Annotated in this window: 13 protein-coding genes and 2 riboswitches; of the genes, 12 read left to right on the top strand and 1 reads right to left on the bottom strand. The window is 69.1% G+C overall.

The window, feature by feature from the left end; translation table 11 throughout:
- Positions 1-23: 23 nt before the first annotated feature.
- Positions 24-1,511: an FAD-binding protein gene (locus tag G6N61_RS04585; RefSeq protein ID WP_163917464.1), complete on the top strand. Its 1,488-nt coding sequence runs from the start codon at positions 24-26 to the stop codon at positions 1,509-1,511.
- Here the strand turns inward: G6N61_RS04585 and G6N61_RS04580 are convergent.
- Entirely contained in the window at positions 1,508-3,433 is a 1,926-nt protein-coding gene (locus G6N61_RS04580; protein WP_163917463.1) for an ABC transporter ATP-binding protein/permease, read from the bottom strand. The genes G6N61_RS04585 and G6N61_RS04580 overlap by 4 nt on opposite strands.
- A 173-nt stretch (positions 3,434-3,606) precedes the next feature.
- On the opposite strand from G6N61_RS04580, the gene G6N61_RS04575 reads away from it, so the two are divergent.
- The 11 genes from G6N61_RS04575 to G6N61_RS04525 all read left to right on the top strand — a co-directional run bounded on the left by G6N61_RS04575 (position 3,607) and on the right by G6N61_RS04525 (position 12,798).
- A complete protein-coding gene (locus G6N61_RS04575; protein ID WP_163917462.1) occupies positions 3,607-4,446 on the top strand; it encodes a GNAT family N-acetyltransferase in 840 nt (279 codons plus the stop codon).
- Positions 4,447-4,480: 34 nt separating this feature from the next.
- The gene (secA2, locus tag G6N61_RS04570) at positions 4,481-6,823 is read left to right on the top strand and encodes an accessory Sec system translocase SecA2 (RefSeq protein WP_163917461.1); all 2,343 of its coding nucleotides are present in this window, start codon (positions 4,481-4,483) and stop codon (positions 6,821-6,823) included.
- A gap of 4 nt (positions 6,824-6,827) precedes the next feature.
- Positions 6,828-7,484 carry a CDP-alcohol phosphatidyltransferase family protein gene (locus tag G6N61_RS04565; protein WP_163917460.1) on the top strand — a complete coding sequence of 219 codons (657 nt, stop codon included), beginning with the start codon at positions 6,828-6,830 and terminating at the stop codon, positions 7,482-7,484.
- Positions 7,485-7,488: 4 nt separating this feature from the next.
- Positions 7,489-8,397 (top strand): DUF881 domain-containing protein, encoded by a 909-nt coding sequence (locus G6N61_RS04560; RefSeq protein ID WP_163917459.1) that lies wholly within the window; start codon positions 7,489-7,491, stop codon positions 8,395-8,397.
- A 10-nt stretch (positions 8,398-8,407) separates the two neighbouring features.
- Positions 8,408-8,740, top strand: coding sequence for a small basic family protein (locus G6N61_RS04555; RefSeq protein WP_163917458.1), 333 nt, complete (start codon positions 8,408-8,410; stop codon positions 8,738-8,740).
- 136 nt (positions 8,741-8,876) lie between these two features.
- The gene (locus tag G6N61_RS04550; protein ID WP_235887577.1) at positions 8,877-9,617 is read left to right on the top strand and encodes a DUF881 domain-containing protein; all 741 of its coding nucleotides are present in this window, start codon (positions 8,877-8,879) and stop codon (positions 9,615-9,617) included.
- A gap of 49 nt (positions 9,618-9,666) precedes the next feature.
- Positions 9,667-10,062, top strand: a complete 396-nt coding sequence (gene gcvH, locus G6N61_RS04545; protein WP_163917456.1) for a glycine cleavage system protein GcvH — start codon at positions 9,667-9,669, stop codon at positions 10,060-10,062.
- Between the two features lie 172 nt (positions 10,063-10,234).
- Positions 10,235-10,666 (top strand): glycogen accumulation regulator GarA, encoded by a 432-nt coding sequence (gene garA, locus G6N61_RS04540; protein WP_163924595.1) that lies wholly within the window; start codon positions 10,235-10,237, stop codon positions 10,664-10,666.
- Positions 10,666-11,409 (top strand): transcriptional regulator FtsR, encoded by a 744-nt coding sequence (gene ftsR / locus G6N61_RS04535; RefSeq protein ID WP_163917455.1) that lies wholly within the window; start codon positions 10,666-10,668, stop codon positions 11,407-11,409. The genes garA and ftsR overlap by 1 nt, the downstream gene beginning before the upstream one ends.
- A 47-nt stretch (positions 11,410-11,456) precedes the next feature.
- Complete coding sequence (locus G6N61_RS04530; RefSeq protein WP_163917454.1) at positions 11,457-11,951, top strand: bifunctional nuclease family protein; 495 nt, start codon at positions 11,457-11,459, stop codon at positions 11,949-11,951.
- 223 nt (positions 11,952-12,174) lie between these two features.
- Positions 12,175-12,798, top strand: a complete 624-nt coding sequence (locus G6N61_RS04525; protein WP_163917453.1) for a MerR family transcriptional regulator — start codon at positions 12,175-12,177, stop codon at positions 12,796-12,798.
- 71 nt (positions 12,799-12,869) lie between these two features.
- A riboswitch (glycine riboswitch) is annotated at positions 12,870-12,967 on the top strand.
- Positions 12,968-13,105, top strand: a riboswitch (glycine riboswitch).
- Positions 13,106-13,130: the final 25 nt, after the last annotated feature.

Genomic DNA, 13,130 nt, shown 5'->3' with positions numbered 1-13,130 from the left:
GAGCGCTCGCCCGAGGAGCAACCATGACAGACATCCCACAGACCGTCGCCGCGTCCGACGTGACGGACTGGGACGACGACGAATTCGACGTCATCGTCGTCGGATTCGGCATCGCGGGTGGCTGCGCCGCCGTCAGCGCCGCGGCCGCCGGTGCCAAGGTGCTGGTGCTCGAGAAGGCCGCCGCCGCGGGCGGCACCACCTCGATGGCGGGTGGCCACTTCTACCTCGGCGGCGGCACCGCAGTGCAGCAGGCCACGGGCCACGAGGACACCGCCGAGGCGATGTACGACTACCTCGTCGCGGTGTCCGAGGACCCCGACCTCGACAAGATCCGCGCCTACTGCGAGCAGAGCGTCGAGCACTTCGACTGGCTGGAATCGCTCGGGTTCCAGTTCGAGCGCAGCTACTGGAAGGGCAAGGTCGTGGTGCCGCCCGGCACCGAAGGCCTGTCCTACACCGGCAACGAGAAGGTGTGGCCGTTCTCCGAACAGGCCAAGCCCGCTCCGCGCGGCCACTCCGTGCCCGTCCCCGGTGAACTGGGCGGAGCCGACATGGTCATCCAGCTACTGCTCAAGCGCGCCGCCGAACTCGGCGTGTCGATTCGCTACGAGACCGGCGTGACCAACCTGATCACCGACGACGACGGCGCCGTCACCGGCGTGCGGTGGAAGAACTTCGGCGTCACCGGCTCGATCCGCGCCAAGGCCGTCGTCATCGCGGCAGGCGGGTTCGCGATGAACCCCGACATGGTGGCCAAGCACACGCCTGCGCTGGCCCAGAAGCGAAAGACCAAGCACCACGGCGACGTCGAGCCCTACATCCTGGGCAACCCGCACGACGACGGGCTGGGCATCCGGCTCGGCATGTCGGCAGGCGGTGAGGTGAAGAACCTCGACGGGCTGTTCATCACGGCCGCCGCGTACCCGCCCGAGATCCTGCTCACCGGCGTCATCGTCAACAACCAGGGCCAGCGGTTCGTCGCCGAGGACTCGTACCACTCGCGCACGTCGGCGTTCGTCCTCGAACAGCCCGACCAGCAGGCCTACCTGATCGTCGACGAGGCGCACATGCAGATGCCGGAGATGCCGCTGATCAAGTTCATCGACGGCTGGGAGACCGTCGCGGAGATGGAGGCCGCGCTCGGGATCCCCGAGGGCAAGCTGGCCGCCACCCTCGAGCGCTACAACGAGCACGCCGCCAAGGGCGAGGACCCGGACTTCCACAAGCATCCGGACTACGTGGCAGCCCAGGATCACGGACCGTGGGCGGCGTTCGACCTCTCCCTGGGCGTCGCGATGTACTCGGGCTTCACGATGGGCGGGCTCACCGTCAGCATCGACGGCGAGGTCCAACGGGCCGACGGATCAATCGTTCCCGGCCTCTACGCCGCAGGCGCCTGCGCCTCGAACATCGCACACGACGGCAAGGGATACGCCAGCGGCACCCAGCTCGGCGAGGGCTCGTTCTTCGGCAGGCGCGCCGGCACCCACGCCGCGGGGCACCGTTCCTAGCTTGCGCCCGCAGGGGTCGGCGTCACCACGTCACCCAGCAGCCACTCGCCGTTGCCGACGAGGTGCAGCTGCAGATCGTGGTGCTGCTCGACGGTGCTGCGGTGGCTGACGCTGACCATGATCGTGTGCGGCAACTCGCTGCGCACCAGCTGGTACAGCGTCATCTCCAGCCCCTCGTCCAACGCGGACGTCGACTCGTCGAGGAAGACCGCCTTGGGCTTGGTCAGCAGGATGCGCGCGAAGGCGATCCGCTGCTGCTCGCCCGGTGAGAGCACCTTGGCCCAGTCGAGCACCTCGTCGAGGCGGTCGCTCAGATGCGGCAGGGCGACCTTGGCCAACACCGCGTGCAGCTCGTCGTCGGTGAGTTCGCCCTCCTTGCACGGGTAGGACACGACGGCCCGCAGATCGCCCAGCGGCACGTAGGGCAACTGCGACAGGAACATCGTCGAGTTCTCCTCGTCGGGGCACTTCATCCTGCCGCTGGCGTACGGCCATAATTGCGCGAGGCTGCGCAGCAGCGTGGTCTTGCCTGCGCCCGAGGGGCCCGTCACCACCAGCGTGTCGCCCGGGTCGAGGTGCAGGTCGAGTGGCTTGACCAGCTGCCTGCCGTCGGGGGTGCGCACCTCCACGTCGTCGAGCTGAACCGTCCCGTCGCCGCAGCCCTCCATCTGCAGCTCGGGTAGCGCACGCGCCTCCTCGTTGGCGATGACCAGGCCGTGCAGGCGGATGATCGCCGCGCGGTAGCCGGCGAACTGGTCGTAGCTGTTGCGGAAGAACGACAATCCGTCCTGGATGCTGCCGAACGCCGACGCCGACTGCGTCATCTGCCCGAGCACGATCTCGCCGGAGAAGAACCGTGGGAACTGCAGCGCATAGGGCAGCAGCACGATCGCCTGGTCCATCGACAGGTTCCAGCCGTAGAAGCCGATCATCCGGTTTATGTAGCGCTTGTAGTTGGACACGATCGGCGAGAAGCGCTGCCGCAACCCGGTGCGCTCGGCGATCTCGCCGCGGTAGAACGCCACGGCCTCCGACGCGTCGCGCAGCCGCACCAGCGCGTAGCGGAACGCGGCGTTGAACTTCTCGTTGTCGAACGACAGCCAGATGATCGGACGCCCGATCCAGAACGCGAAGATCGTGGCGACCAAGACGTACAGCAGCAGGATGCAGAACATCGCCTTGGGCAACTCGGTGCCGATGATCGGGACGGTCAGCGTGCCCGACAGGTTCCACAGGATCGCGGTGAACGAGATCATCGACGCGATCGCGTTGATCGCGCCGAAGAGCAGCGTCGCCGCCGAGGTGTTGTTCGGCGTGTTCGGCAACGGCCCGACGCCCGCGGTGAAGATGTCGATGTCGGCCTGGATGCGCTGGTCCGGGTTGTCGATCGTGTCGTCGATGAACCGCCCGCGGTAGTAGGCCTTGCCGTCCAGCCAGTCGCCGGTCAGGCGGTCGGTGAGCCAGGCCCGCCACGCCAGCATGAACCGTTGAGTCATGAACAGGTCCAGCATGATTCGGGAGATGTGGATCACGGCCAGCACCGCGAACACGCCCATCGACATCCAGAACCCGTCCTTGCCGGAGTTCCGGACGGCGTCGTCACCGTCACCCAGTCCGGCGGCGACCACCTGGAAGCTGGTCATCATGTCGTTGCCCTGATAGCTGAACAACACGGTGAACCGAACGCCTGCGATCACCGACAGCAACAGCGCCGCGAGCCACAGCCACACCCTGACGCTGTCGGGGCCCTTGAAGTAGTCGCCGGTGATCCGCCAGAACTGCCGCCCCCAGGTCGTGTAGCGGCCGATCAGGAAAAGGATCGCCATCGTGCACGCCGCAGCGATCGCCCATGCTCGGGCGATCCAGATCAGCGACGTCCACAGCTCATTGCCCCAGTCCAGCGACGGGGTGAACATCTCCATGCAGGGCAAGGTACCCGCACATTCCGGCGGGAGCCGTGCCGAGGGTTCAACTGGCAGTGGCGGTCGAGATGCCGCCGAATTCGGATCACGGCACGAGGTAAGTCGGCCCCGGAAAGGGTTGCCAACGGCCGTGACCGGTCGACGGGCCGGGCCGGACCCGCCAAGCTGAACCCGTGCAGGTGCGGACACACGACTCGGCCGAGGAATTCCGCTCGCTGGCCGGGCCGGTCTACCGCCGCGACCCGATCGGCTTCACCGTCGAGCTCGCCGGGCTCGCCGCGCCCGCGCTGCCGGCCGCCGCGGTGCTGCTGACCGCGTGGGACGCCGGGCGCGTGGTCGGTGCCGCCGTCCAGACGCCGCCGTATCCGCTCGCCTGCGGGGGACTGCCGAACGGCGCCGTGGCACCCGCGGTCGACGCGCTGGCCGACCGGACCCCGCGGCTGACGGCCACGCGCGGCCCACTCGAGGTGGCCACCCGGTTCGCCGCGGCGTGGACGCAGCGCACCGGGGCCGCGGTCGACGGGCGAACCGAGGAGCGCCTGCACGCGCTCGACCGGCTCGAGGCGCCGACGGTGACGGGGGAGCACCGGACCCACCGGACCTCGGACACCGACCTGCTCGCCGAGTGGTCGGGTCGCTTCTTCGTCGAGGCGTTCGGCGTCGCGCCGCGGCCGATCGCCGACCACCGGGCCTTCGTCACGACGCAGACGCGGGCGGGCGCGCGCTTCGTGCTCTGGCTGCGCGACGACCGGCCGGTCAGCATGGCGATGCTGCGGCCCACGGTGGTCGGCGTCGCACGCATCGGCCCGGTGTACACGCCCGACGCGGACCGGGGGCACGGCTACGGCTCTGCGGTGACGGCGGCGGCCGCCTCGATCGCCCTGGCGGGAGGCGCCGGAGACGTCGTGCTGTTCACCGACCTCGCCAACCCGGTGTCGAACGCGATCTACCGACGGATCGGCTTCCGCCCCGTCGGCGACTGGCTGGCGATCGAGTTCACGACGCGTCGGTGAGGACCGGCCCCTCGCGCCGCGTATTTTGAAGCACGTGGCCAAGACTGCCGGCAAGACATCGCCCAAGACCCGTTCGTCGGGCCGCCTGAGCAACCGCTTCTGGAAGATGCTCGGCGCAAGCACCGACAAGGACCAAGCCGTTTCCATGGAGTTGGTCACGAAGTCGCTGGACTTCGACGACAAGGCCGCGGCACTCGACGACGAACAGCTCCGCAAGGCCGCCAAGCTCCTCGAACTCGGCGACCTGGCCGAGTCGTCCGACATCCCGCAGTTCCTCGCCATCGCCCGCGAGGCGTCGGAGCGGGCGACCACCCTGCGCCCGTTCGACGTCCAGCTGCTCGGAGCGCTGCGCATGCTGGCCGGCGACGTGGTCGAGATGGCGACGGGTGAGGGCAAGACCCTCGCCGGGGCGATCGCGGCGGCCGGATACGCCATCGCGGGCCGCAGCGTGCACGTCATCTCGGTCAACGACTATCTCGCTCGACGCGACGCCGAGTGGATGGGCCCGCTACTCGAGGCGATGGGGCTGACCGTCGGGTGGATCACCGCCGAGTCCACTCCGGAGGAGCGGCGCACCGCCTACGGGTGCGACGTGACCTACGCATCGGTCAACGAGATCGGCTTCGACGTGCTGCGCGATCAGCTGGTCACCGACGTCGCCGACCTGGTGTCCCCGCACCCCGACGTGGCGCTGATCGACGAGGCCGACTCCGTGCTCGTCGACGAGGCACTGGTTCCGCTGGTGCTGGCGGGCACCACGCACCGGGAGACGCCGCGGCTCGAGGTCATCCGGCTGGTCGGGGAACTCGTCTCCGGCAAGGACTACGACTCCGACGCCGACCGCCGCAACGTGCACCTCACCGACGAGGGCGCCCGCAAGCTGGAGAAGGCGCTCGGCGGCATCGACCTCTACTCCGAGGAGCACGTCAGCACGACGCTGACCGAGGTGAACGTGGCGCTGCACGCCCACGTCCTGCTGCAGCGCGACGTGCACTACATCGTGCGCGACGACCGGGTGCAGCTGATCAACGCCTCCCGCGGCCGCATCGCCGCGCTGCAGCGGTGGCCCGACGGACTGCAGGCGGCGGTCGAGGCCAAGGAAGGCATCGAGCCCACCGAGACCGGCGAGGTGCTCGACACCATCACCGTGCAGGCGCTGATCAACCGGTACCCGCGGGTGTGCGGCATGACGGGCACCGCGCTGGCGGCCGGCGAGCAGCTGCGCCAGTTCTACAAGCTCGGCGTGTCCCCGATCCCGCCGAACACGCCCAACATCCGCGAGGACGACGACGACCGGGTGTACATCACCGCGGCGGCCCGCAACGCCGCGGTGGCCGAGCACATCGCGACCGTGCACGAGACCGGTCAGCCCGTGCTTGTCGGCACCCGCGACGTCGCCGAGTCCGAGGAACTGCACGAGCGTCTGGTCAAGCGCGGCATCCCGGCCGTGGTGCTCAACGCCAAGAACGACGCCGAGGAAGCCGCCGTCATCGCCGAGGCGGGCACGCTCGGCAAGGTCACGGTCTCGACGCAGATGGCGGGCCGCGGCACCGACATCCGGCTGGGCGGATCCGACGAATCCGGCCACGACGAGGTGGCCGAACTTGGCGGCCTGCACGTCATCGGCACCGGACGCCACCACACCGAGCGGCTGGACAACCAGTTGCGCGGCCGCGCCGGGCGCCAAGGCGACCCCGGCTCGTCGGTGTTCTTCGCCAGCTGGGAGGACGACGTCGTCGTCGCCAATCTCGAGCAGCAAAAGCTGCCGATGCAGACCGACGAAGACGGCCGGATCGTGCACGAGAAGGCGGCCCAGCTGCTCGGTCACGCCCAGCGCGTCGCCGAGGGCAAGCTGCTCGACGTGCACGCCAACACCTGGCGCTACAACCAGCTGGTGGCCCAGCAGCGGTCAATCATCTCGGAGCGCCGGGAGAAGCTGCTGCGCACCGACACCGCGCGTCAGGAACTCGCGGAGCGTTCGCCGAAGCGCTACGAACTGCTGTTGGAGGAGATCGGCGAGGAGCGGCTGGAGCGCATCTGCCGGCTCATCATGCTCTACCACCTCGACCGCGGCTGGGCTGATCATCAGGCCTACCTGTCCGACGTCCGGGAGAGCATCCACCTTCGCGCGCTCGGTCGGCAGAACCCGCTCGACGAGTTCCACCGCCTGGCCGTCGATGCGTTCGGCTCGCTGGCCGCCGACGCGATCGAGGCCGCTCAGCAGACGTTCGAGACCGCCAACGTCACCGAGGACGAGCCCGGTCTGGACCTGTCGAAGCTGGCGCGGCCTACGTCGACGTGGACGTACATGATTCACGACAACCCGTTGGCGGACGACTCGATGTCAGCGCTGAGCCTGCCGGGAGTGTTCCGCTAGGTTCATGACCATGGGTCCGGCGGGCAGGAGCGAAGCGACCGGGGGATCGAACGCCGCGGGCAGGAGCGCGAAGATAGGCGATCGCATCCTGACGATCCCGAACGTGCTCAGCGTCGTGCGCCTGATCCTCGTCCCGGTCTTCCTGTACCTGCTGCTGGTCGCGCACTCGTACGGGCCCGCGGTGGCGGTGCTGATGTTCAGCGGCGCCTCCGACTGGGCCGATGGCAAGATCGCGCGGCTCTACGACAACCAGTCCTCGCGGCTCGGGGAACTCCTCGACCCGGCGGTCGACCGGATCTACATGTTCGCCGTGCCGGTGGCCTTCGCGGCGGCGCACATCGTCCCGTGGTGGCTGGTGCTGGTGCTGATCGGTCGAGACGCCGTGTTGGCCACGACGCTGCCGATGCTGCGCACCCGCGGGCTGACCGCGCTGCCGGTGACCTACCTGGGCAAGGCCGCCACGTTCGCGCTGATGTCCGGCTTCCCGCTGATACTGCTCGGCCAGTGGGACGCGCTGTGGAGTCGCGTAGTGCTGGCCATTGGATGGGCGTTCGTGATCTGGGGGCTGGCGCTGTACCTGTGGTCGGGGGTGCTGTACCTGATCCAGGTCGGCATGGTGATGCGCCGGCTGCCGCGCCGTTCGGTGCCGGGGAAAGCCTGACCTGATGTCCGGCGACGAGCGTGCGCTCGGCGGCTTCAGTCGCGACGCCGGCCGCAATGCCCACGAGGCCGACGCCCCCACGCTGCTCCCGGTGCCGTCACTGCTGCGCTCACTGCTCTCCGACCATCTCGACCCGGGTTATGCCGCCGCAGCCGAGAAGTCGGGCGGCCGCCCTCGGCGCCGCGGCGTCGAGTGGGCCTGGCAGCTCACCGCCGGGTTGGCGGTCGCCGCCGTGCTCGCGACCGCCGCGGCACAGGCCAGGGCGGTGGCTCCGGCGACCCGCGAGACGCAGCACGTGCTGGCCGACGGCGTGCGGACCGCCCAGGAGTCGACGAACGCCGTCGCCGCCCAGCGCTCGTCGCTGGCCGCCCGGGTCGAGGACGAACGGCGCACCCGCCTCGAGGGTGACGAAGAGGGCCGGGTGCTGCTCGACCGCCTCGACGACGCCGAGTTCGCGGCCGCGGCCACGCCCGTACACGGGCCGGGGCTCACCGTCACCGCCACCGAACCGGGCACCTCGCTCGACCTCTCCGACGTGTCCAAGCAGCGCATCCCGGGCGGCAGGCAGGCGATCCTCGACCGGGACCTGCAGCTGGTGGTGAACTCGCTGTGGGCCAGCGGCGCGGAGGCGATCGCGGTCGGCGGGATCCGGATCGGGCCGAACGTGACGATTCGGCAGGCGGGCGGCGGCATCCTCGTCGACAATCAGCCGATCAGCAGCCCGTACGAGGTCGACGCCATCGGGCCGCCGAATGCAATGCAGGACGTCTTCGACCGCAGCCCCGGCCTGCAGCGCCTGCGGCTGCTGGAGGCGTCCTACGGGGTCGGCGTCAACGTGAGCGCCGCCGACGACCTGACGGTCGAGCCAGGCGCCGTGCGCGACCTCGGCTTCGCCAAACCGGTGGGCCAGTGATCGGAGTCGAATGATCGGAATCGCCGCACTCGTCGTCGGGATCGTGCTCGGGCTGGTGTTCCACCCGAGCGTGCCCGACGTCATCCAGCCCTACCTGCCGATCGCGGTGGTCGCGGCCCTCGACGCGGTGTTCGGCGGCCTGCGCGCGTACCTGGAGCGCATCTTCGACTCGAAGGTGTTCGTGATCTCGTTCGTGTTCAACGTCCTGGTCGCGGCGATCATCGTGTTCGTCGGCGACCAGCTCGGAGTGGGCACGCAGCTGTCGACGGCGATCATCGTCGTACTCGGCATCCGGATCTTCGGCAACGCCGCCGCGCTGCGGCGCAGGTTGTTCGGGGCGTGACGTGAGCGAGACCGGCGGGCAGGAGCGCAGCGACTCGGGGAGTCGACACGGCGGGCAGGAGCGCAGCGACTCGGGGAGTCGACACGGCGAGCACCACGGTCGCCACGAGCTCCCGCCGCACCACGCGTCCCGGCCGATCGGGGACCTGCAGTCAGCGGGTGTGGCAGGCGTGGTCCGGCGGGGGAGGTCGCAACTCCTGTTCGGGACGCTGGCGGTGCTGCTGTGCCTGCTGCTCGGCATCGCCATCGCCACGCAGGCCCACCAGACCGACTCGGGTGACTCGCTGGAGAACGCCAGGCCCGCCGATCTGCTGGTGCTGCTGGACTCGCTGCAGCAGCGCGAGGCCGCACTCAACACCGAGGTCGCCGATCTGCAGCGCACGCTGACGGCGCTGGAGACCTCCGGCAGCGACGACGCCGCCGCGATCGCCAACGCCCGCGACCGCCTGGCCGCGTTGTCGATCCTGATCGGTACCGTCGCCGCCACCGGGCCGGGCGTGATCCTGACCATCGAGGACGACGCGCCGGGGGTGTCGCCGGAGACGATGCTCGACGTCGTCAACGAGCTGCGCGCCGCGGGTGCCGAGGCGATGGAGATCAGCACGCCCGCGGGTACGCGGATCAGGGTGGGCGTGGACACCTGGGTGGTCGGCGTGCCGGGCGCGCTGGTGGTCGACGGCATCACGATCAATCCGCCGTATACGGTTCTCGCCATTGGCGATCCGGCCACGCTGGCGGCCGCGATGAACATCCCCGGCGGGGCGATGGACAGCGTCGAACGGGTCGGCGGCACAATGACCGTGCAGCAGACCGACACGGTCGACGTGACCGCCTTGCGGCAACCGAAACCCCGCCAATACGCTCAGCCGGTCAAGTGAGGCCCGACGGCCTCGCCGGTGACACCGAGCGACGAGAACAAGGAGCGCCGTGAGCGAGACCCCGTCCGACCTGTCCTACACCTCCGACCACGAGTGGGTCCGGCTCACCGGGGACGACACCGTACGGGTGGGCATCACCGACTACGCGCAGTCCGCGCTGGGCGACGTGGTGTTCGTCGACCTTCCCGCTGTCGGCGACGAGGTCACGGCGGGCAACGAGTTCGGCAACGTCGAGTCGACCAAGTCGCAATCGGAGCTCTATGCGCCCATCACCGCCAAAGTGGTTGCGGTGAACGAGGATCTGGCCGACTCGCCGGAACTGGTCAATTCCGACCCGTACGGCGGCGGTTGGCTCATCGACCTGCAGGTCGACCCGGACGCCATCGAGGAGGCCATGTCGGCTTTGCTCGACGCCGACGGGTACCGTGCCACTCTCGACGAATGAGGAATTCCGGCGGTGGTGGACCCACCGGGTTACGCCTCACGGTACGGTCGAGTACGTCCCATTACGGTCGCCCGCAGTACGGGGTGGCCAGGCAGACATCGCCACAGCAGCCAGTTAGGAGCAGCGCGTGACGGATAACAGCACCAGTTCGGGAGCCGACTCCAACGAGGAAATGACGGTCGAGACGACCTCGGTCTTCCGGGCCGACTTCCTCAACGAGTTGGACGCCCCGGCCTCGTCGGGCACCGAGGGTTCGGTCTCTGGGGTCGAGGGGTTGCCGACGGGCTCGGCGTTGCTGGTCGTCAAGCGCGGCCCGAATGCGGGATCGCGATTCCTGCTCGACCAGGCGACCACGTCGGCGGGCAGGCATCCCGACAGCGACATCTTCCTCGACGACGTGACGGTGAGCCGTAGGCACGCCGAGTTCCGTCTCGAGTCCGGCGAGTTCCAGGTCGTCGACGTCGGCAGCCTCAACGGCACCTACGTCAACCGCGAGCCCGTCGACTCGGCGGTGCTCTCCAACGGCGACGAGGTGCAGATCGGCAAGTTCCGGTTGGTCTTCTTGACCGGGCCCAAGAGCGACGACGGCAGCTCGAGCGGCTAGTGACCGCCCCCGACACCCCTGCGTTCGCCGGGATGTCGATCGGGGCGGTCCTCGACCTGCTGCGACCCGACTTCCCGGACGTGACCATCTCCAAGATCCGGTTCTTGGAGGCCGAAGGGTTGGTCACGCCGGAACGCACTCCGTCGGGGTATCGGCGCTTCACCGCCTATGACTGCGCACGGCTGCGCTTCGTGCTGACCGCTCAGCGCGATCACTATCTGCCGCTGAAGGTCATCAAGGCGCAACTCGACGAGCAACCCGACGGCGAACTGCCCACGGTGGGTTCGGCTTACGCCGCGCCCCGCCTGGTTCCCGTGTCGGACGCCGGCGCCGACGGGGTGGGCGCCGACGCGGCGTCGGTCGCGCGCACGCCCGCCCGACTCAGCCGCGAGGACCTGCTCGCGCGGTCCGGCGTCGACGAAGCCCTGCTCGGGTCGCTGGTGAAGGCAGGCGTCATCAAGCCGGGTGCGGCGGGGTTCTTCGACGAGTACGCGGTCGTGACGGCCCAGTGCGCCAAGGCGCTCGCCGAGTACGGCGTGGAGCCGCGGCACCTGCGCGCGTTCCGGTCGGCGGCCGACCGGCAGTCGGACCTGATCGCACAGATTGCGGGACCGGTGGACAAGGCCCGCCGGGAGGGTGCACGAGACCGGGCGGACGATCTGGCGCGTGAGGTGGCTGCTCTGGCGATCACGTTGCACACCTCGCTGATCAAGTCCGCCGTGCGCGACGTTCTGGATCGCTGAGGACTAGACTCGGATCGACGATCTGAGGGTGCGGAGGGCAGGCACAGATGGGCGAGGTTCGCGTAGTCGGCATTCGCATCGAACAGCCGCAGAACCAACCGGTCCTGTTGCTGCGCGAGTCGAATGGCGACCGTTATCTACCGATCTGGATCGGTCAGACCGAGGCCACGGCCATCGCGCTGGAACAGCAGGGCGTGGAACCCGCGCGGCCGCTGACCCACGATCTGATCCGCGATCTGATCACCGCGCTGGGGCATTCGCTCAAGGAGGTGCGGATCGTCGACCTCCAGGAGGGGACGTTCTACGCCGACCTCGTCTTCGACCGCGACATCACGGTCTCGGCGCGGCCGTCGGACTCGGTGGCGATCGCGCTTCGCGTCGGCGTGCCGATCTACGTCGAGGAGGCGGTGCTGGCCGAGGCCGGCCTGCTGATCCCCGACGAGGACGACGAAGAGGGCACCGGCGCCGTCCGCGAGGACGAGGTGGAGAAGTTCAAGGAGTTCCTGGATTCGGTGTCACCCGACGACTTCAAGGCCACCTGACGGCCGTTGGTCACGGATGCGTCTCATCTGGCCGACGAGCTTCGACACGCGGCGCATGTTTCCAGAATCCGCGTGCCGGGCAGCCATACTCGGATCAGACTTCAGTCATTCAAGGGCCCGGCCGGGAGCGTATGCTCGACACACTCGAGCTTGAGCAACCGTGCTGCGTCGGAGTTCCGGCTGCGGCGCACGAAGCGGGTTCGATTCGGCGAGAGGATGGGCAGTGGGCGACACGCCACGTCAAGGAGAGTTGGATTCGACTTCCGATGGCGCGCACACGCAGGCCCCACCGGCCGTCGTGAACGAATACGTGCAGGGTCGCCTCTTCCCGGATGACTCAGTGCCCGACGAACTCGTCGGCTACCGCGGGCCCAGCGCATGCCAGATCGCCGGCATCACCTACCGCCAGCTGGACTACTGGGCACGGACGTCGCTGGTGGTGCCGTCGATCCGCAGCGCGGCCGGATCCGGCAGCCAGCGTCTGTACTCGTTCAAGGACATCCTGGTCCTCAAGATCGTGAAGCGACTGCTCGACACCGGCATCTCGCTGCACAACATTCGCGTCGCGGTCGACCACCTGCGTCAGCGCGGCGTGCAGGACCTCGCCAACATCACGCTGTTCTCCGATGGCACCACCGTCTACGAGTGCACGTCGGCCGAAGAGGTCGTCGACCTCCTGCAGGGCGGCCAAGGCGTGTTCGGCATCGCCGTCTCGGGCGCCATGCGCGAGCTGACCGGTGCGATCGCGGACTTCCCCGGCGAGCGTGCCGACGGCGGCGAGTCGATCGCCGCACCCGAGGACGAACTGGCCTCGCGCCGCAAGAGCCGCGACCGCAAGATCGGCTGACTGACGCCGCCGCGGTTCACGGCCGCCGCGGACGCGGCTGACCCAACCGTTCGGTAGACTCGACCTGCATCGTCCCCCTTGCGGGAGAGTTCCGTCGTCGCCAGCGACGGGCGCCGAAGGAGCAATACCTCTCCATCAACCTCTCAGGCACAAGGACCGCTTGGGGCCCCGATGCCTCTGGAAAGTGGTGCGTCGGCACGTCCGGCACACCCGCCCATGGGGAAAGGCGCCACGACACCGAGGCAGAGACGCCTCAGACGCCGAATCTCTCAGGCGCCCGCTACGGGTCGACGACAGAGGGGGAGGACCGCGAGCGGTTCTGGGTAGCGTCC

Origin of the sequence: Mycolicibacterium arabiense (assembly GCF_010731815.2) — a bacterium.
Taxonomy (GTDB): domain Bacteria; phylum Actinomycetota; class Actinomycetes; order Mycobacteriales; family Mycobacteriaceae; genus Mycobacterium; species Mycobacterium arabiense.
The sequence above is the reverse complement of the archived record's forward strand: the minus strand, read 5'-3'. Positions and strand labels throughout refer to the sequence as shown.